At 44.6% G+C, this 23895-nt stretch carries 21 protein-coding genes; 4 read left to right on the top strand and 17 right to left on the bottom strand.

Annotated elements, in window-relative coordinates:
- Both I579_RS08370 and I579_RS08365 read right to left on the bottom strand, forming a co-directional pair.
- Nucleotides 1-828, bottom strand: a complete 828-nt coding sequence (locus I579_RS08370; protein WP_010754043.1) for a Cof-type HAD-IIB family hydrolase — start codon at nt 826-828, stop codon at nt 1-3.
- A 9-nt stretch (nt 829-837) separates the two neighbouring features.
- Entirely contained in the window at nt 838-2226 is a 1389-nt protein-coding gene (locus I579_RS08365; protein ID WP_010754044.1) for a 6-phospho-beta-glucosidase, read from the bottom strand.
- A 234-nt stretch (nt 2227-2460) separates the two neighbouring features.
- Here I579_RS08365 and I579_RS08360 point away from each other — a divergent pair, with 234 nt between their 5' ends.
- Nucleotides 2461-3375, top strand: coding sequence for a MurR/RpiR family transcriptional regulator (locus tag I579_RS08360; protein WP_010754045.1), 915 nt, complete (start codon nt 2461-2463; stop codon nt 3373-3375).
- A 72-nt stretch (nt 3376-3447) separates the two neighbouring features.
- On the opposite strand, the gene I579_RS08355 is transcribed toward I579_RS08360, so the two are convergent.
- The 10 genes from I579_RS08355 to I579_RS08310 form a co-directional block, all read right to left on the bottom strand.
- The gene (locus tag I579_RS08355; protein WP_010754046.1) at nt 3448-5346 is read right to left on the bottom strand and encodes a beta-glucoside-specific PTS transporter subunit IIABC; all 1899 of its coding nucleotides are present in this window, start codon (nt 5344-5346) and stop codon (nt 3448-3450) included.
- A gap of 64 nt (nt 5347-5410) precedes the next feature.
- Nucleotides 5411-6250 (bottom strand): BglG family transcription antiterminator LicT, encoded by an 840-nt coding sequence (gene licT, locus I579_RS08350; protein WP_010754047.1) that lies wholly within the window; start codon nt 6248-6250, stop codon nt 5411-5413.
- A gap of 436 nt (nt 6251-6686) precedes the next feature.
- Entirely contained in the window at nt 6687-8468 is a 1782-nt protein-coding gene (locus tag I579_RS08345; protein ID WP_010754048.1) for an ABC transporter ATP-binding protein, read from the bottom strand.
- Nucleotides 8468-10219: an ABC transporter ATP-binding protein gene (locus I579_RS08340; protein WP_010754049.1), complete on the bottom strand. Its 1752-nt coding sequence runs from the start codon at nt 10217-10219 to the stop codon at nt 8468-8470. Before I579_RS08340 ends, I579_RS08345 begins: the two co-directional genes overlap by 1 nt.
- Before the next feature lie 76 nt (nt 10220-10295).
- Nucleotides 10296-10532 (bottom strand): YneF family protein, encoded by a 237-nt coding sequence (locus tag I579_RS08335; protein ID WP_010754050.1) that lies wholly within the window; start codon nt 10530-10532, stop codon nt 10296-10298.
- 136 nt (nt 10533-10668) lie between these two features.
- The gene (locus I579_RS08330; protein WP_010754051.1) at nt 10669-11466 is read right to left on the bottom strand and encodes an ABC transporter permease; all 798 of its coding nucleotides are present in this window, start codon (nt 11464-11466) and stop codon (nt 10669-10671) included.
- 1 nt (nt 11467) lies between these two features.
- Complete coding sequence (locus tag I579_RS08325; RefSeq protein WP_010754052.1) at nt 11468-12388, bottom strand: ABC transporter ATP-binding protein; 921 nt, start codon at nt 12386-12388, stop codon at nt 11468-11470.
- Nucleotides 12381-13124 carry a hypothetical protein gene (locus I579_RS08320; protein WP_010754053.1) on the bottom strand — a complete coding sequence of 248 codons (744 nt, stop codon included), beginning with the start codon at nt 13122-13124 and terminating at the stop codon, nt 12381-12383. The genes I579_RS08325 and I579_RS08320 overlap by 8 nt, the downstream gene beginning before the upstream one ends.
- 3 nt (nt 13125-13127) lie before the next feature.
- Nucleotides 13128-13832, bottom strand: coding sequence for an ATP-binding cassette domain-containing protein (locus tag I579_RS08315; protein WP_010754054.1), 705 nt, complete (start codon nt 13830-13832; stop codon nt 13128-13130).
- Complete coding sequence (locus I579_RS08310; RefSeq protein ID WP_010754055.1) at nt 13829-14194, bottom strand: GntR family transcriptional regulator; 366 nt, start codon at nt 14192-14194, stop codon at nt 13829-13831. The genes I579_RS08315 and I579_RS08310 overlap by 4 nt, the downstream gene beginning before the upstream one ends.
- Before the next feature lie 182 nt (nt 14195-14376).
- Here I579_RS08310 and ndk point away from each other — a divergent pair, with 182 nt between their 5' ends.
- A complete protein-coding gene (ndk, locus tag I579_RS08305) occupies nt 14377-14808 on the top strand; it encodes a nucleoside-diphosphate kinase (protein ID WP_010754056.1) in 432 nt (143 codons plus the stop codon).
- 60 nt (nt 14809-14868) lie between these two features.
- On the opposite strand, the gene I579_RS08300 is transcribed toward ndk, so the two are convergent.
- The 3 genes from I579_RS08300 to tyrS form a co-directional block, all read right to left on the bottom strand.
- Nucleotides 14869-15756, bottom strand: a complete 888-nt coding sequence (locus I579_RS08300; protein ID WP_010754057.1) for a deoxyribonuclease IV — start codon at nt 15754-15756, stop codon at nt 14869-14871.
- Between the two features lie 37 nt (nt 15757-15793).
- Nucleotides 15794-16702 (bottom strand): AEC family transporter, encoded by a 909-nt coding sequence (locus tag I579_RS08295; protein WP_010754058.1) that lies wholly within the window; start codon nt 16700-16702, stop codon nt 15794-15796.
- A gap of 135 nt (nt 16703-16837) precedes the next feature.
- The gene (tyrS, locus tag I579_RS08290; protein WP_010754059.1) at nt 16838-18100 is read right to left on the bottom strand and encodes a tyrosine--tRNA ligase; all 1263 of its coding nucleotides are present in this window, start codon (nt 18098-18100) and stop codon (nt 16838-16840) included.
- Nucleotides 18101-18291: 191 nt separating this feature from the next.
- Here tyrS and I579_RS08285 point away from each other — a divergent pair, with 191 nt between their 5' ends.
- Nucleotides 18292-20772 carry a transglycosylase domain-containing protein gene (locus tag I579_RS08285; RefSeq protein WP_010754060.1) on the top strand — a complete coding sequence of 827 codons (2481 nt, stop codon included), beginning with the start codon at nt 18292-18294 and terminating at the stop codon, nt 20770-20772.
- Nucleotides 20773-20840: 68 nt separating this feature from the next.
- Here I579_RS08285 and ccpA read toward each other — a convergent pair whose 3' ends face one another.
- The gene (ccpA, locus tag I579_RS08280) at nt 20841-21842 is read right to left on the bottom strand and encodes a catabolite control protein A (RefSeq protein ID WP_010754061.1); all 1002 of its coding nucleotides are present in this window, start codon (nt 21840-21842) and stop codon (nt 20841-20843) included.
- Between the two features lie 182 nt (nt 21843-22024).
- Here ccpA and I579_RS08275 point away from each other — a divergent pair, with 182 nt between their 5' ends.
- Entirely contained in the window at nt 22025-23128 is a 1104-nt protein-coding gene (locus I579_RS08275) for an aminopeptidase P family protein (protein WP_010754062.1), read from the top strand.
- A 146-nt stretch (nt 23129-23274) separates the two neighbouring features.
- Here the strand turns inward: I579_RS08275 and tnpA are convergent, their stop codons facing one another.
- Entirely contained in the window at nt 23275-23757 is a 483-nt protein-coding gene (tnpA, locus tag I579_RS08270) for an IS200/IS605 family transposase (RefSeq protein WP_169337957.1), read from the bottom strand.
- Nucleotides 23758-23895 lie beyond the last annotated feature (138 nt).

Below are 23895 nucleotides of genomic sequence, written 5' to 3'. Positions count from 1 at the left end.
TTATAGTAAGTCAAAATATTCGAAGGCATGCCAGATGCCATCTTCATTTACATCTTTGGTAATAAAATCCGCCATGGCTTGAATTTCCGGGCCGCCATTGCCCATGGCCACCCCGACACCTGCCACATCTAGCATGGGAATGTCCACCTTGGCATCCCCAAAAGCCAGACTGTCTTTCGCATTGATTCCCAGATGAGCTAGTAGTTCGCTAACGGCGTTTCCTTTGTTGATATTGCCCCGGGCCACATCCCCAAATAACGCTTCTTCACCGACACCACCCCACGTCCCTAACTTCATCTCAGGAAAGGCCAGACAAGCATCTAAGTAGTCTTGGTAACTGTCTAGGATAAAGCTGATTTTGTTGATATCACTCCGATAAAGATCGGCTCCTAGAATCAATTCTGGAAAAGCTTCTTTGACTGTAGTAATTTCTTTGCCTTTGCTTTTTGAGTAAGCTTGCATGGTAGGCTGGCCGCGTTTTTCAAAATTACGGCTGCCATACAAGCCACTATTGGCCTCCAGGTAAAATTCCAACTGTCGGGCTTCTAACCAGTCCACGATGGCTTTCGTTTCCTCATAGGATAGGGTTTCTTCTTTAACGACTTGGTCTGCCACTTCGATATAGCTACCATTGCCGCCAATATAGCCGTCATAGGCTACCTGGCTGATCTCCCCGTAAAGTTCGGCTTTGCTTCGTCCGGTGGCTAAATAGATCAAGTGCCCGGCCTTACGCGCTTTTTCCAAAGCACGTAAGGCGGAGTGTGGCAGTCGATTCTCATAGTCCACTAACGTACCATCTACGTCTAAAAAGATAATCTTTTGTCCCATTTTCAACTCCTATCCAGCGGTTACGAGCGAAAGATCCCGAGCGATTTCGTCTTGTACCGTCACGCCCTCTGCTTCTAATTTGGCAATCGTTTCAGCAAAGTTTGGTAAAAATTCTTTATGGGCGATAAACAATTCATCCATAACCCGTTTACCCGTTGCCCCGGAAACAATCAATGGATTCAAAGTGAATGCTTGTAGTGCGGTGCCGTAATCCCCAGTCACCGCCGCTTCAATCGTCAATAGTTCCATGGCTTTCATAACTTGCAGCCAGCCCCGCTCTGCGGTAGGCAATGGACCAAAGGCAACATTTCGCGCTCCTTGTGCACCAATGTAAGCCGTGACTTCCACTACACAATCTGCCGGCAGATCCGGTACCGCCCCTTCATTTTTCGTGGATACCACGATTTGAGTTTCTTTATTTGCATAGATTGACGCGATGGTTTCACAAGCCGCATCGGAATAGTACGCCCCACCTCTTTGCAAGAGTTGCTCGGGTTTATAGTTCAAGTTTGGATCTTTGTACAGTTCGAAAAGTTCATTTTCCGTTTGCTTCACTTGCTGTCCCCGCGTGCCAATCGTTTGATACTCTTCTAAAGCATGGGCCAACATCTCTTCTTCTTGGTAGTAATAACGATGATATGCACATGGAATCATCTTCATTTGCTCCAATAAATCCCGCTCGAAAGGAATATCATAGATGTTTTTCGGCAAGCCATTGTCTTCTTGATACATCTTGTCGATTAAGTCCAACGTCACATCTTGACCGTGATTGTCCGCTACTTTATGCCAATGGAAGTGATTGAGACCGGCAAACTTGTAAATCAATTCATCGGTTTCTTTGCCAATCAATCCAGGTTCCAACATCGTCGCCATGACCGGCACGTTGCACAGGCCGATGACTTTATCCCATTTACCGTAACGCACCACCGCTTCTGTCACCATGCCGCTAGGGTTCGCAAAGTTCACCAGCCAAGCATCGGGACAGTAACGCTTCATGTCTTCCACGATATCCAAAATTACCGGAATCGTGCGAAAGGCTTTAAACATGCCCCCAGCACCATTGGTTTCTTGGCCTAACATGCCATAGTAAGCCGGGATCCGTTCGTCTTTAATCCGGGCTTCCAGTAACCCTACACGAAATTGAGTCGTGACAAAGTCTGCACCTTGTAAGGCTTCTTTGCGATCCATGGTCAGATGTACTTTCACTTTATAAGGAGAAGCATCCCACATTCGTTGGGCCATTGCTCCTACGATTTCCAGTTTTTCTCGGCCGGCTTCCACATCCACCAACCAAATCTCACGAATCGGTAACTCCTCGTACCGTTTAATAAAGCCCTCCATTAATTCCGGTGTGTAGCTAGAACCTCCGCCGATTGTTGCAATTTTTACTCCTGTCATAAATCCGCCTCCTCTTCTCATATTGATTATCTCTTTTGTAAATCAAATTCACTAGGGAATTACCTGTTTTTCCATAAGCGTTTACAAAACTCCCCATTTTTTTCGCTCATCTTGTAAATGCTCGTAAATGAAACCCTTCTCATTTGTTCTTTTTCTATTAAGCAGCCTTTTTCCTCTGTTTTATCGTTTACAAAAAAGCTATACTATTCGTAAACGATACAAAAGGAGTTGCTTATGCTAATTCGTGAACGTATGCAAGCCACCCATTTTTCTAGCGCCGAACAACAGCTGGTGGATGACATCCTTCAACACAACCAAGTCTTGCAAGAATTAACCGTGCAACAAATCGCCCAACGGAACTTTGTCCATCCCTCTACTTTGATTCGCGTGGCCAAAAAATTAGGTTTCAGCGGTTGGGTGGAACTAAAAGAAGCTTTTGCCAAAGAAGAACAATACTTAACCGGTCACTTTCAAGAAATCGATGCAAATCTTCCCTTTGCCCCCACCGATGGCATTACCACCATCGCCCAGAAACTGACACGCTTGGAGCAGTCCACCTTGGAGGATACGTTGTCTTTGGTGCATCACGATGAATTAAATACCGCCAAGCAACTGCTGCTTGCCGCTGACCAGATCAAGGTTTTCGGTAGCAATGCCAATCGCCTAATCTCTCAGGATTTTCTCTTGAAAATGAACCGCATTGGCAAAATGACCTCCCAGGCCACTCCGGGAGAGGCCGCTTACGAATCCTTAAATATGCCTCCCAAAAGTTGTGCCATCTTAATTTCCTATACCGGCGAAAACCAAGAATTGCGTCAAATCGCCAAACTCTTACAGCAAGAACAGATTCCCTTTATCGCCATTACCAGTATCGGTGACAACGAAATCGCTCGTCGGGCTACTTGCCGTTTGAATATGACTACTAGGGAACGGTTGTATTCCAAAATCGGCAATTTTTCTATCAATACTTCGGTGACCTACCTCTTGAACTTACTTTACTGCTGTGTCTTTAGCGAGCATTATCAGGCAAATTTAGCCCATTTGATCAAAACCGGTGCTTTGATTGACAAGCGTCCTTCCACTGTGGCAATCATGGAAGAACCTCCTTTGTCGGACATTCAAATTCAAGATTCTTTTTTGCCAAACTAACTCTGTAGTCGAAAAAAAGGTCAAAAGAAGGCTGGATTCAATCGTGAACCCGGCCTATTTTTTGCTATTTTCTTAAGCTAATGCGGTGATCAGTTCGTCTGTACAAGTCACATTGGCTTTGTCGCTTTCAATGATATCCAAATAATCCCCACTGTTCGTAATGATTACTGGTGTTTCTACGCTGAAGCCGGCAGCTTGAATCGCTGGAATGTCAAAGCTTACGAGTTTTTGGCCCCGTTTCACCTTGTCACCTTGTTTCACGTGAGCGGTAAAATGCTCCCCATCTAGCTGCACCGTATCTAGTCCAATATGAATCAAAAGTTCCAAACCATTGTCAGAAATCAACCCAATCGCATGTTTTGTCGGGAATAAAGTCATCACGGTACCATCAAATGGTGCGACTACTTCGCCTTTTTCCGGTTGAATCACGACCCCTTTCCCCAAAACTCCTTGAGCAAACGCTTCATCTTTTGAAGACGCTAATGGCATGATCGTTCCTTGAACTGGGGTAGTAACTACTTCTTTACGCAAAATCGTAGTCGCAACGTCTTGTTCTTCTGCAACTTCTTCGTCTTTCCAGAAGAAGAAAGTCAAGGCAAAGCTGATTCCCATTGCTACTAACACGGCAAGGATAGCCGTCATTGCTCCAGATGCATTTCCTTCAGGAGAGATGTAGCTTACGATTCCGAAGACTCCTAAGCCACCCATTTGATAAGCCGTTGCCCCTTGCATCATCATAATGACACCACCAACTGCAGCACCGATCATTGAATAGATAAATGGTTTTTTCTTCGGCAAGGACAAACCGTAAATCGCCGGTTCCGTTACCCCACAGATCCCTGAAATAATAGCTGGGATTGCCAAAGTTTTTAACTTCTTGTCTTTTAGTTTGAAGAACATTGCTACGATAACTGCCGTTTGTGCGAAACTTGCGGCAAATGAACCTGCTAATACTTGGCTCATACCGTATTCGGTAATTTGCATGATTGCTAAAGGAATAACGGACCAGTGTAACCCAAAGATTACCAAGACTTGCCAGAATGCCCCTAGTAATAAGCCATACAAAGCTGGTGAGAAGGCCATTAGTGAGTTGAACCCTTGACCCAATAGATCAGTAGCAAAGCCGATGATTGGCCCGATTGCTAAGAAGCCGATTGGCAATGCAATCAATAGAACAAAGAATGGTACGAAGAACGTTTGCACGATTTCTGGGATCACTTTTTTCGCTAGCTTTTGGATTTGTGCGGCAAAAGCTACGATAAAGATTACCGGCATAACAGAGCTAGTATAGTTGCCGGCTACCCAAGGAATCCCTAAGAAGGTCTCGTATGCAGGGAGTCCCAACAAGGAATGGGCTGCCCCATCAGGGAAGGCTGCACTCATTGCATTCAACTGAATCGATGGGTAACATAAGGCTGCCCCAATCACGATTCCCACCATGGTATTCAAACCGAATTTCCGAGCTGCAGTATAGCCTAGAATCACCGGCATGAAGAAGAAAATCGAGTCCCCGATGGCATTGAGCATTTGGTACGTACCCCCGGTTGCGGTATAAGTAAACCAACCAAACTGTGTGCTGAGAAAGACCAGTAAGGCATTTACCCCTTTGATCATCCCGGCCGCACTTAAGGCTCCCAAGAAGGGTTGGAAACAGCCGCTTAAAATGTCAATGATTCGGTTAAAAATACTGCCTCCAGAAGCTTGGCCCCCATCGTCGGCGGACAAGCCGGTAGTTTTTAAAACATCCTCATAAACTGCTGGCACATGGTTACCGATAACGACTTGGTACTGCCCGCCGGATTTCATAACGGTTACCACACCGTCCATATTTTTCAGGATGTCGTCATTGGCTTTGCCTTCATCTTTTAACTTGAAGCGCAAGCGCGTGATACAGTGTGTCAGACTATTGATATTTTCTTTGCCACCAACATTTGCTACGATTTTTTCAGCTAATTCTTGATATTTTCCCACGTGATTCCCTCCTCAGTATAAGTAGCTTGTTTCTATCTTTTGGCGAAGAAGCCCTCGCCTTTGTTCATTGACTTGCCTTTTGAACCAAACGTGCTAGATGAATCGTCAGATAAAGTTTTTCATCATTAGTCATGCCATAAGAGTATTTTTGTTGAATGTAGCTTTCGATTTTTAACACACATTGATAGGCATTGTGGTATTTCACTTGAATAATTTGTAATAATTCCTCGTCTGTCTCATCCACCAGTTGCTTGCCACTCATAATCCGAGCTGCAAAAAAGCGCAAGTGAGTAGAAAAGCGATAAAAGTAAACCGAATCTTCATCAAAAGGTGTCTTAAAATAATAGCTAGCAATCTGGGTGATCTCTTGCATTAACTCCGTCAGTTCATAAACGTCTTGTTGACCTTTATGAGTTTGTGCGTTTACTAAGTGTAACGCGATAAAACCCGCTTCATCTTCTCCAAGGTCTAAACGATACTGCTCAAAAATCTTGTCTTGAGCCTTCTTCCCAATGGCAAATTCATCAGGATAAAAGCGTTTGATGTCCCAGAGAAGGATATTGCGTACCCGAATGCCACTTTTCACTCGCTGAATGGCCGTGTAAAGGTGATCCGTCACGGAAATGTAAATCGAATCACTCAGTGGCGTCTGCAAGGTTTCCTTGGCGTAATCGATAATCGCCGTAGCCAGCTCCAGATATTTCAAAGGAACATCTACCAATAATTCCTGAAACTGACGGGAAATCTCATCCTCTAGCTGGTAACGCTTGTCGATGCGGCTCTCTTCTAGGAAATCTCCGGCTCTTTTTTGAAAAGCCAGACCTCGCCCCATTAGAATGACCTCGTTATCTTTCTCATCCTTGGAAAGCACCACGTTGTTATTTAGAACCTTGACAATTTTCATGTCAGTGTCACCGACCTCCCTATCTCATAACACATTCACCATTTACTAATCACGTTGTAGTTTTATAATAACGAACAACAATCGTAATGTAAGCGTTTTCTAATTATTTTTTTGTGGTATTTCTTTTCCCCCTCCTTCAAAAGCACAGAAAAAACCTAACGAAAGCACAGGTATCCCTGCGAATTCATTAGGTTTAGCTTGTTTGCACAATCACTATCCATCTGTCTGCCTATTCAATTAACACGTTCATCATAGCAACAATAGAAAGCGCTGTCAACACTCTTTGAAAAACTTTTTTAATTTTTTGAGTGAAAATCGTTTTGTTCATTAGAGATTCCCTATAAAAATGAGGGACTATCAAAAAAACCCACCCAGTCCTAAGACTGCTAACACAGTCTCGGTCTGGGTGGATCGTATAACTTAAATATAAGCACTTTTATTCTTCAGAACTTTGTAGCTTGTACATATCACCGTAAAGGCCGCCTTTGGCCAAAAGTTCTTGGTGAGTGCCTTCTTCTACAATGCGACCTTTGTCCAAAACCAAAATCAAGTTAGCATCGCGAATAGTGGACAAGCGGTGAGCGATGGCAATCGTCGTCCGGCCTTGGCGCATATTGGCCAAGCCTTCTTGAATCAGCCCTTCCGTCTCCGTGTCGATATTGGCGGTGGCTTCGTCTAGGATCAATATTTTTGGTTTCGTGACCATGGTCCGGGCAAAGGACAAAAGTTGTCGTTGACCGCTAGAATAGCTGGCTCCACGCTCGATTACTTTGGCGTGATAGCCCCCGGGTAATTCCCGAATAAAGTGATCTGCTTGGACAAACTCGGCAGCCTCTTTTATTTCTGCTTGGGTAATGTCTTTGTTTAACAGGCGGATATTGTCGCTAATATCACCGTAAAACATAAATGCATCTTGTAAGACAAGGCCTAATTTTCGCCGCAGTTCTTCAATGGGAAAATCTCGAATGTCTTGGTCGTCAATCAAAATCTGCCCGCGTCCAAACTCATAAAAACGCATAAGCACATTGATAATGGAACTCTTGCCGCTACCCGTATGACCCACTAAAGCCACGGTTTCTCCGGGATTGGCCACAAAGGAAATGTTTTTTAAGACATCGTGTTTGCCATCATAGGAAAAGCTGACGTTGCGAAACTCGATTTTGCCTTCCTTTACTTGTTGATTTGCTCCGGGATTTTGTTGGGGTGTGACTTCTTCTTCATTCATGATTTTCAAAATCCGACTTGCCGCCACTAACCCATCGGTAAAGACGGAAAGGTAGTCCATCATCTGGTTCATGGGATTAAAGAATCCTTGCACATAGGTGGTAAAGGCGTAAATCATCCCCACTTCCACCGGCGAACTCAAGGCATCGTAGCCAAACAAAGTCAAACTCATAGCTACCGCTAATGCATAGAGCAGATTAATAATCGGTGCCAGTAACAAGGAGTTGGTTTTAATCATGGCATAGCGGGTGCGTAGGTAGTCTTCGTTGATTGCTTCAAATTCTGCATTCACCCGAGCTTCTTGTCGAAATTGCTGAATAATGGTCATGCCAGAAATCGACTCGTTTAACTTCGTGTTCAACTGACTAAGCTTTTCTCGCATATTCCGATAGATTACGGAACTGAATTTTTGATAGTACCAAATCACAACTAGTAAAATCGGCAGAAAAACCAGATTAATCATGGCGATGTGAGGGGCAATCAAAAACATGGCGACAAAGGATGAGCCTACCGCAAAAACGCCGGTTAATAGCATCAAAAAGACATGCCAAAAGTCAAAGAGGGTTTCCGTGTCATTGGATACCCGAGAGACGATGGAACCGGCGGGAGTCTGATCGAAGTAGCGCATGCCCAAGGTGTGCAGTTTTTCAAAGAGCAACACGCGAATGTGCTGGAAAGTCTTTAAAGAAGCCATGGAATACAAGAACCACTGGAAAAACCAAATAACGGCTTTGACCAAGACCCCGAAGAAATACAAAGCCCCAAAAAAGAAGATTACGGATTGAGTCGCGGTTTTTGGTGTCAAGTAATTGTCCATAAAGGTTTGGATAATCCGAGGCATTAAAATATTGACCACAGAAAGCAACAAGGCAAAGAAAATCGCGGCAAAGAAGGTCTTCCGGAAAGGTTTCGCAAAGGTAAACATCCGTTTAATGATCACTTTTTGTTCGGCAAAAGGAATGGACTTGCTCCATTCAGACTGATGTTTTTCCATTAGTTGACCCCTCCTTCGATTTTGGCTTCTAATTGTTGTCGGTCCCACATGCGCTTGTACCAGCCTTCTAAAACCAGTAATTCCTCATGGGTGCCTCGTTCGATGACCTGACCGCCGTCTAAAACGATGATTTCTTTGGCATGCATCACAGAACTTAAACGATGGGCAGAAATAATCGTAGTTTTATCAGCCCGGACTTGCTTCAAGCCACTGAGAATCGCTTCTTCCGTAGTCGCATCCACCGCGGACAAGGCATCATCTAAAATCAAAAGTTCTGGTTCCACTAAGAGCGCCCGAGCGATGGATACCCGTTGCTTTTGGCCTCCGGATAGTGAGACGCCGCGTTCCCCTACCATGGTGTCATAACCTTCTGGTAAGGCTTCGATATCTTCATGAATGGCAGCTAAGCGCGCAGCCATTTCCACTTGCTCTTGGGTTGCTTGGGGATTGGCAAAGCGGATATTGTCTCGAATCGTCATGGAAAAGAGAAAATGATCCTGAGGCACATACCCAATGGAGTGCAGCAAAGCATCTAACGTGTAGTCTTTAATATCGATGTTGCCATAGGTAATCTTGCCTTGGTAATCATCGTATTGCCGTAGCAAAAGTTTCATCAAGGTTGTTTTACCGGCACCAGTCCGCCCGACAATCCCGATGGTTTCCCCTGCTGCCATGGCGAATTTCACTTGTTGCAAGACGGGACTTTGGTCATCTGGGTATTGGAATTCGGCAATTTCCACATTCAAACTTCCTTGAGCCGGGGTCGTAATGGCTTCAGGATTTTGCTTGATATGTGTCTTTTGCTCCAACAACTCGGCAACCCGGTCGTAACTGGCATTGCCTCGTTCCAAAACATTAAACAAGCGTCCAATGGCAAACATCGGCCACACCAACATACCGATATAACTAATAAAAGAAACCAACTGCCCAATGGTAATAACATCTTCCATGATGAAGTTCCCGCCAACGATAATCGTCAGCACGTAACTCAACCCGATAACCACCGTGATAAAGGGATCAAAAAGTGCGTCTAAGAAATTCACCCGGCGATTCTTGACGATGGCACTGTCGATTTTCCCTTGAAAATCTGCCAAGTCTTCTTTTTCTTGGCCAAAAGTTTTGATCACTTTGATTCCGGTGATGCTTTCTTGGGTCTTATCGTTAATATCCGAAAAAGCGGCTTGGGAATCCCGGAAAGCGTCATGCAAGCGCGAGCCCAAAACCCGGGAAGTCAAAGCCAACAATGGTAGTGGAATCAAGGCAATCAAGGTCAAACGCCAATCTACGAAAACTAGCATGGCCACCACCGTAGCCCCACCGGTAATAAAGGAATCCACAAAGGTCAAAATCCCCGCTCCCGCCACGTTTTGAATGGCATTTAAGTCATTGGTAGCGTGGGCCATTAAATCCCCAGTACGATGCTCTTGATAAAACACGTGATCCATGCGGGTAAAGTGATCAAAAAGCTGCCGGCGCAAGTCTTTTTCTAAGCGCGCAGCACTTCCCCAAATATGGGTCCGCCAAATAAAACGAAAGACGTATTGTCCCACAGCAGCTAAAACTAAGATCACCACCCAAAACAAGACGGATTGAATCTGTAGCTTGCCAGCTGCAATGGTATCGATGATGATTCCGATAACTTTAGGCGGGATCAACTGCAAAAAAGCCACGACAATCAGTGCGGTAATACCAATGGTGTAGGAACGTTTTTCTTGCTTAAAAAACCAACCTAACTTACGAAATATGGACATGATTCCCTCACTTTCATTTTCTTCCAACAAAAAAACGGACCAAAAACCGGCCCGTTTTACGCAAGATGAAAACAGCTTACTTCTTCTTAGAAGTGTTGTTTTGAGTTTTCATCTGCTGCATCATTTGACGAATCTTTTTCTCTGAAGGCTTTTGCCCCATTGACATCATCATTGTGCGTAACATGTCCTCATTAACGGGAGGATTTTTTTCAAAATAATCTTGCATATATTTACGGGCAAGGAAAAAGCCGCCCACTGCGCCTAATAATGCACCAATTACAACAAATACAACTACAAGAGGTGTTGAAACCATAGCAATCGCTCCTTTCACATAAGTCTAGTCCGAATCCGTGTCCAGACCACATTCCAATTAGTAATTCTACTAGAAAAAGTGGCAAAAGAAAAGGTATTTCACCAAATTCCTAGGAATCTAGTGAAATACCTGCCCCTTAGCTTAAGGCAACGTCTCGGGCGCTGAAAATCCAATTGGCAAAAAAGTAGAACAACACCCCATACACGCTAAGTGCGCCTAGAGATTGCCAGAAATCCAACGTGAAGTATGGGTCTAGTTTCACCCCGGCCAATTGTGGCAACGTCTCCCGAATGTTCAATGTGTTGAAAAGATTCCACTTAAGCCAAGGATACTTGCGGATTCCCATGGCCATGAAACTATTGATCAAAGAGCTACCGAAAAGTACCCCTACGCCTAAGCCCACCGCCATGGCCTGAGAGCGCATAGTAGCGGAGATGAACATGGTAATGGTCACATACAATACTACTAAAAGAAGGTTTACTAAGGCGGTCATCAATGCCACTTGAAGTGCGGACCAACCACCAAACTCGGCTACCTGCTCAAAAGGAGACTGACTTTTTAATAAGAGATTTGCCGATAGAAAGCTCACAATACCTAAAATCACTGTACCAAGTAGAGCAAACAACAGGGAATTGATAAACTTTGCAGCAAAGATTTGCGTCCGAGAATAAGGACGGATCAACAGAAACTTAATCGTTCCCCGAGAAAATTCCTCCGCGATGGAAGATGCCGCCACCACTACTACAAATAAATTGAGAAATGAGGTCATATCCGTTAAGCTGGCGAATAAATCATTGGCCCCCATGGGTTCGGTATTCACCATTTTAATCAGTAAGGTAATCCCCACAGTTAAAATGGCTAAAATCCCCAACATAATCCAAGTGGAATTTTTCTTGGCAAGTTTGATCCACTCATTTTTAATCAATTGCAACATGTTATAATCCTCCTTCTTCGGTCCACTCTAGGAAGACATCTTCCAGTGAATTTTGCTTCATGGACAATTCCAACAAACCTAAACCACCATTCACAATGACTTGGGCAATGGTTGCCCGTGCGTCTTGGGCACTAGTGATAAACAAACCAGCTGTCGTTGTTTGAATGTGTTCGAAACCCGCTTGATTCAATAATTGAACAGCGGCTTCGTTGTCTGTGGTCATGACGCAAATCACATTGCCCTGTCCTTGATGGACTTCTGCCATGGCAACTTTATGAGTGACCTCGCCTTTTTGCAAGATGACTAGATGATCCGCAATCAACTCGATATCGCTAAGTTGGTGACTGGAAATCAACACGCCAATGCCTTGATCTCGCAGTTCTAAGATCATCTCTCGAAACTCCCGCATCCCTTTTGGATCCAGGCCGTTCATCGGCTCATCAAGTACTAATAGTGAAGGTCGGTGTAACAATGCTTGGGCCACCCCAAGCCGTTGGCGCATCCCAAGGGAATAGGTTTTCACCTTTTGTTGGATATTGTTTTCCAAATGGACGGCTTTGACCACTTCATCGATTTGCTCCGGGGAGATTTCTTGGTGGGCCATGCGCACGTATTGCATTAAATTATCGTAGCCGCTCATGTAATTGTAAAACTCCGGATTTTCCACAATGGCCCCCACGTGTTGGATGGCTTCTTTGTAGTTTTTCGTCAAAGATTCTCCGGCAATCATGATATTCCCTTGGTCCAACTGCATCAAGGCCACAATCACACGAATCAACGTGGTTTTACCGGCACCATTGGGACCCAATAAGCCCACCACTTGTCCTTTGCCCACCGAAAAAGCGACATTTTTAATAATCATTTTTTTCCCAATGCGTTTCCAAATATTGGAAAGCTCTAACACATTTTGTTCCTCAACCATGCTCTTTCCTACTTTCTGCTTCTGTATAGTGTTGCAAAAGATAAATACTAAAGGTAATGATCAACCCCAGGAAGATCAACGTAAAAATAAACTCAAAGGGCGTGCTCCACAACCAACGATAGCTATCTGTTTTGGGGGTAATTGGTGCATCTAAACGGCGTCCAATGCTCGTGATAAAGGAATCCACAGTGCTGATTAACACAAAACAACCGATGCCAATCACCGGGCGCAGTTTGGGAAAGACGTGTTGACTGACGTTAAGCATCAACATCACCGCACTTTGCCACAAGACCGTAAGATTCACAGCAAAATTGACCATCCCCAAGGCAAATTCCCCTAAGGAAGCGAAAGTCGGCCAATCAAACATAGGTAAAAAGAGCTTGGCCCACAAAAGCCAGCCAAAAACTACCCCGGCAAAAAATACGAGCTGGTTAAAAATGGCAAATACGACATTGACAAAATACAGCTGCGTGGCTGGTACGGGCAACATTCGATAACGGGAGTTCGTCCAAAGCTTCATGATGCCGAGATTTTCCACCACGACGAGTACAAACAAACACAAAACAAAGAGCACTTGTAATGTTGGAGGCTTCAGTTCAATCACGGTGGCTACCTTGCCAAATTTTTCCCGTAGCAATATGACTAAGCCAAGCTGGGCTAATAAAATAAGCAAAAAGCTTACCAAATATTGGCGCAAGTGTTCAAAAACCAATTGACGAAATAGTTTGTGGCTCATAGTTTACCTCCTTTCCCCGAGCATGGTTTGACGATACAACTCTTCAAGGCCAATGCCCTCTTCTTCTCGGACAGACTCAAAATCCGCGTGCAGAGCAATCGTACCGTCTTTTAAAATCAAGACTTGATCCACGATATTCTCGATTTCCGAAAGCTGATGTGTGGTAATCACCAAAAGGCTTTCCTCATCAAACCAGCGCACCAAGGATTGGATGATTTTTTCCCGAGACAATAAATCAATGCCACTTAATGGTTCATCCAGGAGATAGACTTGGGCTTTGCGACTTAAGGTCAAAAGCAAGGCCAATTTTTCACGATTTCCCCGGGAAAGATTCTTCAGCTGCTCTTCTTCACCTAGTTCCATAAACGTCAAAAGCTGCCGGGCTTTGCCTAAATCGAAATCTGCATACATGGTTTCATAGAAGGCCACCACTTGTTCAATGGAAAAATCGCTGGGAAAGTCATTGATATCGGCTAAGAGAGCCACGAAAGCTTTCGTCTTGGTCCCTACCTTTTCTTGAGCAATTGTAATCGTTCCTTGCCAGCGTAAAGCCAGACCGGCTAACAAACGGATAATCGTAGTTTTCCCGGAACCATTCTCCCCTAAAAGGGCCACGATTTTTCCCGGTTCCAATTGAAAATTCACGTCATTGACGATTTGTTTGCGTCCCTTCCCATAGGACACATTTTTGACTTCTACTAGACTCATGAATTTCCCCCCTCGATATAAGTTTGCAACTGTCGTAAGGCTGCTTTTGGTTCAATGCCGATCTCTTGCATTTTTTTTAAGTACTCTTCCATTAATTCCTGTCGCTGATTGGCGGCTAACCGGGCCAAAAGCTCTTGATTTTCGGTAACAAATCGCCCTTTGCCCCGCTGTGTGTACAAAATCGTTTCCCGCTCCAACTCTTGTAGTGCCCGTTGCACGGTATTCGGATTGGTTTCAAGTTCTAAGGCTAAGCTACGAACGGCGGGAATCTTGGCTCCGGGAAGCAACTGTTTTGAAAGAATTTGTTGAATGATCAAATCCATAATCTGCAAATAGATCGGTCGTTCATTGGAGAACTCCATTTGGCTCCCTCCTTCTTACCAGCTTCACTAGCTAGTGTATGAGTTAAATAGTACACTTGTACATAAAAGCTGTCAATCCTCTTTGATTACTTTTTTTAAAACTAACGGAAGCTATTTTAATGTATTCGTTTTCAACAATTTCAATTCATGGTAAGCTAGTAATAGACAAAGGGGGGCGTACCATGACAGAGCAAACACTTGTAATCATCAAACCAGATGGAGTCCGACACAATTTAATCGGCCGCATCCTACAGCGTTTTGAAGACCGGCGGCTGGTCATCAGCCATATGCGTTTAGACACCATGACCGAGGAACTTGCTAGAAAACACTATGCTCATTTGCAAGATCGACCATTTTTCCAAGAAATCTTGGACTACATGACCAGTGGTCCCGTGGTCTACCTCGTCTTAGAAGGTGAGAATATCATCCAGTTGGTACGCACTATGGTAGGCGTAACGGATGGTGCCAAAGCGGCTCCTGGTACGATTCGAGGCGATTTTGCCACGAATAAATCAGAAAACATCATCCACGCTTCCGATAGTCCCGAAGCAGCCCGTGCCGAAATCGAGCGCTTCTTCGGCAAAGTTCCGGCAATCATCGAATGTGTCAGTTAAAAAAAAGACCTGTCTTTCCCCGAAAAATCGGAGTAAGACAGGTCTTTTTGCTTTCACTTCTTATGCCATAATCTTTGTCAGCAAGTCTGGATCGAAGGTTTGCTCTTTTAGCATGGCGATTTCAAAGCCATAAGGCGCCCGTTTATTTTTCTTGTCCTCCCCGACATAGGGGGTTTCCAAGATTTTTGACAAGCCTTGCAACTGGGGATGATGCACCACATAGTTCAACGCGTCAAAACCAATGGTGCCAAACCCGATATTGGCGTGGCGGTCCTTATGAGAACCTTGGGGATTTTTCGAGTCATTCACATGGACGACCTTTAAGCGATCCAAACCAATGATTTGGTCGAATTCATTTAGCACCCCATCAAAGTCTTCTTTGATATTGTAGCCCGCATCATGGGTGTGACAGGTATCTAAGGTTACTGAGAGTTTTTCATTTAAAGTAACCCCGTCGATAATTCTAGCCAACTCTTCAAAGGTCCGGCCTAGTTCCGTTCCTTTGCCTGCCATGGTTTCCAAGGCAATTTGTGGAGTTTGCTCTTTCATCAAGACTTCGTTTAACCCTTTAATGATCTGGGCAATCCCCGCATCCACCCCAGCGCCCACATGAGCGCCAGGATGCAAGGTGATTTGAGTCGCTCCCAGTGCTTGAGCCCGACGAATCTCTTCTTGGAGAAATGCCACCGCAAAGCCAAAATTTTCCGGCTTAATGGTATTGCCTAGATTGATAATGTATGGCGCGTGAACTACGATATTACACAAGCCCGCTTCTTGCATCAGCGCTTGGCCGGCTTCAATATTCAATTCCTCAATGGGTTTGCGACGGGTGTTTTGCGGTGCCCCCGTATAGATCATAAAAGTACTGGCTCCGTAACTTGCTGCTTCTTCCGCTGCTCCCAACAACATTTTCTTACCGCTCATAGATACGTGTGAACCTAGTAACATCAAAAATCGCCTCCTATTTTTTCTTTTTCTTCATTTTTTAAATTCCAAAGACCAATACGACTGCCATCATCAAAGGCAGGCTCAAAAGAAAACTCATGGATGAAAAGAAGCCCACCGTTTCTTCTGTGGCCCCGGCTAAAACAGCATTGATCGTATTAAAAATCGGCATAGGGGAAACCGCCGCTAATGCTAAGACCACTTTCATCAAAGACGGCAATGGTAAGAAGTACAATACCGTCACCAACACCAAGCCAATCCCGTAACGCAAAAGCAAACTGCGACCTACAACGCCCATGGCTTTTCTTGGCAAGCGCAATTCTAGATATAAGCCAATCATTAACATGGACAAAAAGCCATTACTAGCAGCGATTGGGCTAATCATGGTCACCAAAGTTTGGGGCAAAGAAATGTCCAATAAACGCAAGGTCAGCATGACCAAATAAGTGGTAAAAGCCGGATTGCGAAACAAACGCTTTAAGATTTGGCCAAAAGAGGTTTTTTCGGCTTTTCCAGACAAGTGGTCCACGGCAATCGTGGTACCCCCGGCTAACATGATACTATTACCCACATCAAAAAGGGAAATCGCCGGAATCCCCGCAACAAAGAAACTTTGTAAAAAAGGCAAGATAAAATTGCCCACATTGTAGCCGGAGACACCGTACATGAAAAACGCCTGAATTTCTTTGGACTCTTTGCGACTGAAATACTTTCCTAAAAAGATTTGCAAAAGCGTCAAAACAATCGCAATGGGAATCAACCATAAATAATACCCTTCAATCGGCAAGTCTGCCAGATTTACAATAATCACGGCGGGCAAAGTCAAGTTCAAGATGATGACGGATAGTGACGTCCCATCAGCCTTCCCCAACAAACCAAACCGTTTTAACAAATACCCTAAAACAATAATGAGAAACAGCGCAATGCCGTTAACAACCATCTGACCCACATGCATAATCTCCTATCGCAACTAATTTCGGTCGATAGACAAAGGCCTATCCTACTTATTATTCGCCATCTGGCCCAGATTGTCAAAAACGAGGCCACCGGTTAGATGGCCTCGTTTGTTTACTGTGGGTATTTCTTAAAAGATTAAAAGGAAGTATTTCTTCTTGCCACGACGAATTACCGTGTAACGTCCGCCTAATTTGTCGGATTCAGTCAGGCTATCCGTTAGTTCTTGGCGGCGTTCCCCATTGACGGAAATCGCTCCGTTTTGGATATCTTCCCGGGCTTGGCGTTTTGAAGACTCGATACCGGCTGTTACCAAGATTTCCACTAGATTCAAATCATCCGCTTCTTGAACTTGGTAGCTTGGCACGCCTTTAAATCCTTGGGCGACTTCATCGGCAGAAAGGTCTTTGATATTGCCACTGAACAAGGCTTCAGAAATGTGGACAGCTTGTTCGTACGCTGCTTTTCCGTGAACCAGTGTGGTCACTTCTTTGGCCAAAGCTTTTTGCGCTTGACGGCCTTCTGGAGCTGCTGTGAATTCTTTTTCGATAGCGTCAATTTCTTGTAAGCTTAAGAAAGTGAAGTATTTCAAGAATTTCACGGCATCCCGGTCATCGGTATTGATCCAGAATTGGTAAAATTCGTAAGGTGTCGTTTTTTCAGGATCCAACCAGACTGCATTGCCTTCTGTTTTCCCAAATTTTGTGCCATCTGCTTTGGTAATCAATGGCATGGTCAACCCAAAGCCTTGAACTTCTTTTTCCCGACGCAAGAGTTCAATCCCGGAAGTGATATTCCCCCATTGATCAGAACCGCCTAACTGTAACAAGCACCCTTCTTGTTCGTATAAGTTCAAGAAGTCGTATGCTTGTAGCAACTGGTAAGCAAACTCGGTGTAGGAAATCCCTGACTCGATCCGGCGTTTGACGCTTTCTTTACTCATCATGTAGTTAATGGTGAAGTTTTTCCCCACATCCCGCAAGAAGTCGATTAATTTCAACTCCCCTAACCAGTCGTAGTTATTGGCCAAGATTGCCGGATTGGTTGCATCATCAAAATCAATAAAGCGAGAAAGCTGATTTTTAATACTTTGGGACCAGTCTTTTACCGTATCTAATGTATTTAATTGCCGCTCTTGATCTTTAAAGGATGGATCGCCAATCATCCCTGTCCCGCCACCAACTAAGGCAATGGGCACATGGCCGTTTTGTTGGAAACGACGCAACATCAAGATTGGTAACAAATGACCAATATGAAGGCTGTCTGCCGTTGGGTCGAAGCCGATATACAACTTCACAGACTCTTCGTTTAATTGTTTTTCTAGTGCTGTTTCATCGGTCACTTGGTGGACCAGGCCGCGGGCTTTTAGTTCCTCAAAAAATGCAGAACCCATGATATTACCTCCCATATAAATTCGTTCTTCCCCATCTTAACTGAAATACTAGGTAAAGAAAAGTCTTAGCCGGGGAAATGTTTACGCTTTTCTCATGTTTTCTGGAAGTCTCCGGGGTTTTCTACCCATCTTCCAGGAATTTTGCTATAATAACACGTGATTGTTTCCATATTAATAATGAGGTGAAAAGAGTGCCCCAAAAACCTACACATAAACGTTCAACCAAAACGCCGGCCAGAAAAGTCCAGGTTTCGACTTTCAACGTCGTCCTTCGCGTCCTCCACTCCCTTTTTCTTGTGGCGGTTTCTTTTTTGATTCTCGGTGGTGCCTTAGCTGCCGGCATCGGCGTAGGTTACTTCGCCTATCTGGTAGAAGATACCCAAACCCCGACGAAAAAAGATTTGCAAAAGACCTTGGGAGAATACTCCGAGACATCGAAGCTCGTCTATGCGGACAATAGCAATATCGCTACCATCCGATCCGATTTAATGCGGACCGCAGTCGATACAAAAGACATCTCGGATCTTTTGAAAAAAGCCATTATCTCCACCGAAGATGAATACTTCTACGAACACAAAGGGGTAGTTCCAAAAGCCGTCGTTCGAGCCCTTCTTTCAGAAGCAACTGGTTTTGGTGGTGGCGGTGGGTCCACCTTGACCCAACAGTTGGTCAAACAACAAGTCTTGACCAATGAAACGACTTTTAAACGCAAAGCCAATGAAATCTTACTGGCCATGGAAGTAGAGAAATTCTTCTCCAAAGACGAAATCGTCACCATGTACTTAAACGTCTCTCCTTTTGGTCGAAATAATCGAGGCCAAAACATCGCCGGTGTCCAAGAAGCGGCGAAAGGGATTTTCGGCATTAATGCCAGTGACGTGAATTTAGCGCAAGCGGCTTATATCGCCGGCCTACCCCAAAGCCCAATCGTGTACAGTCCTTATGACAATACCGGACAGATTAAAGAAAATCTCAGCGCCGGTTTGAAGCGAAAAGATTTCGTCTTGTTCAGTATGTACCGAGCTCATGCGATTACGAAGAAAGAATACGAAGAAGCCAAAGCCTATGATTTGACCAAGGACTTCATCCCGCAACAAGCCCAAGACAACAGCGATCACGGTTTCTTGTATTACACCGTGCTCAATGAAGCCAAAGATATCATGGCGAACAAACTGGCAGAAGAAGACAAGGTCAGCGCCAAAGAGTACCAAAAAGATGACGTCAAAGCAGAATACTTGGCTAAGGCCGAGGATGAGTTGGTTTCCGGTGGTTACACCGTGAAGTCTACCATTGACAAAAACATTTACGATGCCATGCAACAAGCCGTGGCAGACTACGGCTACATCCTCGACACTCCTGCAGGGGATACTGTGGAAGTCGGTAATGTCTTAATGGAAAATGGCACCGGTAAGATTCTCGGCTTTATCGGTAGTCGTGATTTTAATTCCAATCAGAACAACCACGTCTTCGATACGGCTCGACCTGCGGGTTCTTCCATTAAACCCCTCTTGGTTTATGGACCGGCCATTGACCAAGGGCTCATCGGCTCGGAAAGCATGATTTCCGACTACCCGACTACTTGGAAAGCCGGCGATGATGCTGGCGGCAAAATCGTCAATGCTACCAATGAAGGAACCAAAACCTTTGAAACCGTGCGGGATGCCTTGAACATCTCCTCTAATATTCCAGCCTATCATGTGTACCAAGAACTAATGGAAGAAAAAGGGCAGAAAATTGCCTATGAAAATTACTTATCCAAGATGAACTTCCCTGCTCAGGATGATTGGTATGCAGAGTCCGCACCACTGGGACCAATGGATGTCAGCACCTTACAAGAGACCAACGGCTTCCAAACCTTGGCCAATGGCGGGGTCTACCAAGAAGGCTACCTGATTGAAAGCATTACGGACAATGAAGGCAATACCCTTTACCAACACGAATCCAAACCTGTACAAGTCTTTACAAAAGAAACAGCTTCGATTATGAATGATTTAATGCGAGACATTATCAACAATGGGCTGACCAGTCCCTTCAAGAGTGTCTTAAACGGGGTCAACTGGTACTTAGGCCAAGCAGACTGGGTCGGCAAAACCGGATCATCCGACGGCTACAAGGACTCCTGGTTGATCGTCTCCACTCCTTCCATTACCGTGGGCAGTTGGTCCGGGATTGAAAACAACCAAGTGGAAAATGACCGAGGTGCTAGCACCCGTACCGGGACCTACATGGCCTATTTGATCAATCGCATCTACAATGCCAATCCAGATATCTTTGCTTTAAACGATACCTTTGAGTTAGCCGATGGCGTCAAACAAGTGGAAGTCGCCACCGCAACCGGTGAATTACCTGGCAAGGTCAAAATCAACGGCAAGGAACAAACCGTACCGACCCAAACCGCTACTTCGCTTTGGTCCACTGGAGAACCAGCCAAGAGCACGTATAAATTTGGGATTGGTGGTACCGATGATGATTACAAAGATTACTGGGGCAAGATTTTCGGTAACGGTACAAAAAATAGCAGTGAGAAAACCGATAACAAAACGGACAAAGAAGAAGCGGATGAAAAGGACAAAGAGACTGACGGTGATTCCAGCTCTAGTTCCAGCAGCAAAGACAATGACGAAAAAACGACACCAAGTAGCGAAGCAGACGAAAAAGCAGCAGAGGATTAATCCTTTGCTGCCGGTGTAAAATGGCAAAAAAGCTCCCGGGATTTTATCCCGGGAGCTTTTTTTTGAAATTATTTGGTAGAGCCTTTTTTGTCGATGCCATAAGGTAGGACGATGGTTTTTTCGTCTACTTCTTCTTTGTTCATCATCTTTGTCAAAAGACGCATGGAAACCGCACCGATATCATACAAAGGTTGGGTAATGGAAGACAACCGTGGTCGCGCCACATCCGTTAACAAGGAGTTGTTGCTGGTGATGATTTCGAAGTCTTCTGGAACCTTTACCCCAGCGTCGGTTAAGCCGTCTAAGATCCCAATGGCTAATTCATCATCTGTCACAAAAGCGGCAGTTGCACCACTGTTCAAAATCCGATCCACTAAAGACAAACCGTCTTTAAAGGTGTATTTCGCTTCGAAGACCAAGCCTTCGTTGTAATCCAAGTCATTTGCTTTCAAAGCTTCTTTGTAGCCTTTCAAGCGATTTTGGCCGTTGATTGGGTCGATTAAGGCACCGCTGACAAAGGCGATTTTCTTGTTGCCGTTTTGTGCCAACAAGCTCACTGCATCTTTGGTTGCTTCCGCATAGTCGATATTGACAGAACCCACTTGTTCATCGGGATCGATGGAACCAGCTAAGACCACTGGTGTTTTTGAGCGGGAGAATTCCCCACGGATTTCGTCGGTGATGTGGTGCCCCATAAAGATGACCCCATCCACTTGTTTTGCTAACAAGTTGTTCAACACGTTGACTTCTTTTTGGCTGTCGCCGTCAGAGTTGGCCAAGATGATGTTGTATTTGTACATCGTAGCCACGTCGTCAATCCCCCGTGCCAATGATGCAAAGAACATATTGCTCACGTCAGGAATGATAACCCCAACTGTTGTCGTTTTTTTGCTGGCCAAACCACGAGCCACGGCATTTGGGCGGTAGTCTAAGCGGTCGATGACTTCCAAGACTTTCTTACGGGTTGTTGGCTTCACATTCGGATTGCCATTGACTACCCGTGATACGGTGGCCATGGAAACATTTGCTTCCCGGGCAACATCATAAATCGTAATTGTTTGTTTATCCATCTTACTACTCCTCTATTTTTGCATTTTCAGAAAATACGCTTTACATTTCTTAGCTAGAATAGCATGATATTTCACAAAATGCAACCGTTTTATTATCCCTTTCATGAAAATTATCTGTTTCTTTCAGGTATTTTTAAGAACGTGGTATAATGATAGTAATTTAAAGAAAAGAGGCTTTCCAGATGAATCAAACAAAGATTACGGAACTACAAGCATCCTTGCAACAAAGTGGCGCAGATCTCGCATACGTGGCAGATCCTGGCCGTATCGCTTATCTCAGCGGTTATACTAGTGATCCTCACGAACGTATCTTGGCCTTGTTCATTCCCGCTAATGGCGATCCTTTCCTTTTCACTCCTGCTTTGGAAATCGAAGACGCGGAAAACAGCAGCTGGGCTTACGATGTCCTAGGCTACTTAGATAGCGAAAATCCTTGGGAAATGATTAAAGCTGCCATTTTGGCCCGTTACCCTGCACCAAAAAAAATCGCCTTGGAAAAAAATGCCCTGACCCTAGACCGTTTTGAAATCCTACAAGGTCTATTTCCCGGCTGTGACTTCTCCTTGGATATCACTCCAGTTTTGCAACGCTTGATGTTGCTTAAAACCGATAGCGAAATCAAAACCATGTTAGAAGCCGGCGCTTGGGCAGACGAAGCCTTCCGCATTGGCTTTAATGCGATTAAAGCCGGCGTCCCAGAAGCTGAAATCGTCGCTGAAATCGAATACCAATTGAAGCGCCAAGGAGTTTCCCAAATGAGCTTTGACACCATCGTCTTAGCCGGTGCCAACGCGGCTAGTCCTCACGGTGTGCCAGGCAAGAACCAAATCAAAGAAAATGAATTGGTTCTCTTTGACTTAGGTGTTGTTTGGAAAGGTTACTGTAGTGATGCCACTCGAACCGTAGCCTACAAAGAACCAACTGCTTTCCAAAAAGAAATCTACAACTTGACTCTCTTGGCGCAAGAAACGGCTCAAAAAGCAGTTCGTCCTGGAGTTACTGCGGCTGAGTTGGATGCCATTGCCCGTGGCGTCATTACAGAAGCAGGCTACGGGGAGTACTTTAACCACCGCCTAGGTCACGGCATCGGTACTACCGTTCACGAATTCCCTTCATTAGTAGAAGGCAATGATTTGGTTATCGAAAAAGGCATGTGCTTCTCCATCGAACCCGGCATTTACATTCCAGGAAAAGTCGGCGTCCGCATTGAAGACTGTGTCTACGTAACCGAAGACGGCTGTGTGCCATTTACCAAGACACCAAAAGAATTGCAAATTATCGACTAGATTTCGTGCAATCATTACCACCCGTCTAACGGGTGGTTTGCTCTGCGGGTGTAACCCCTTGTTGCTATGGCTACGCCTAAAGACGTTATCCTTCACTTTGTTCAGGCTCAATGCCCTTGGCACTTTCACTTACCGGTCAAACCGGTTTATTTTTTTCTGAAGCCACCATCTGAAAATGGGTCTTCATATTCTCGTACACTCAATTTATCGAGTGCGATATCGTGTGATTCCTGTTCCCGAATATACTTTGCGATTGTTTTTTCGTTTAATCCCACGGTACTAACATAATATCCTTCTGCCCAAAATTTTCGATTGCCATACTTATATTTCAAGTTGGCATGACGATCAAAAATTTGTAAGGCACTTTTGCTCTTTAAATAGCCAACAAATGAAGAGATACTAATTTTGGGTGGAATACTTACCAATATATGAACATGATCTGGCATCATATGTCCTTCGATAATTTCGACTCCTTTGTACTTGCACAAGAGTTGGAAGATCTCAATTAAATCTCGCCTTACTTGATTGTAAATTACTTTCCGTCTATACTTTGGTGTAAATACAATATGATACTTACACATCCATTTTGTATGCGCTAAGCTGTTTGTTTTATTTGCCAAAAATCCCATTCCTTTCAATTGAGCCTGAACAACCCAATTGTACGACAGGAATGGGATTTTTGGTGGCATAGCCACTGATTCTCTACCCGCATAGCGGGTAGTTTTTTGTTTCGGACGCTGTGCGACCTCAACAGGGCTCCACGCCCA

Origin of the sequence: Enterococcus asini ATCC 700915, from assembly GCF_000407365.1 — a bacterium.
GTDB lineage: Bacteria > Bacillota > Bacilli > Lactobacillales > Enterococcaceae > Enterococcus_C > Enterococcus_C asini.
The sequence above is the reverse complement of the archived record's forward strand: the minus strand, read 5'-3'. Positions and strand labels throughout refer to the sequence as shown.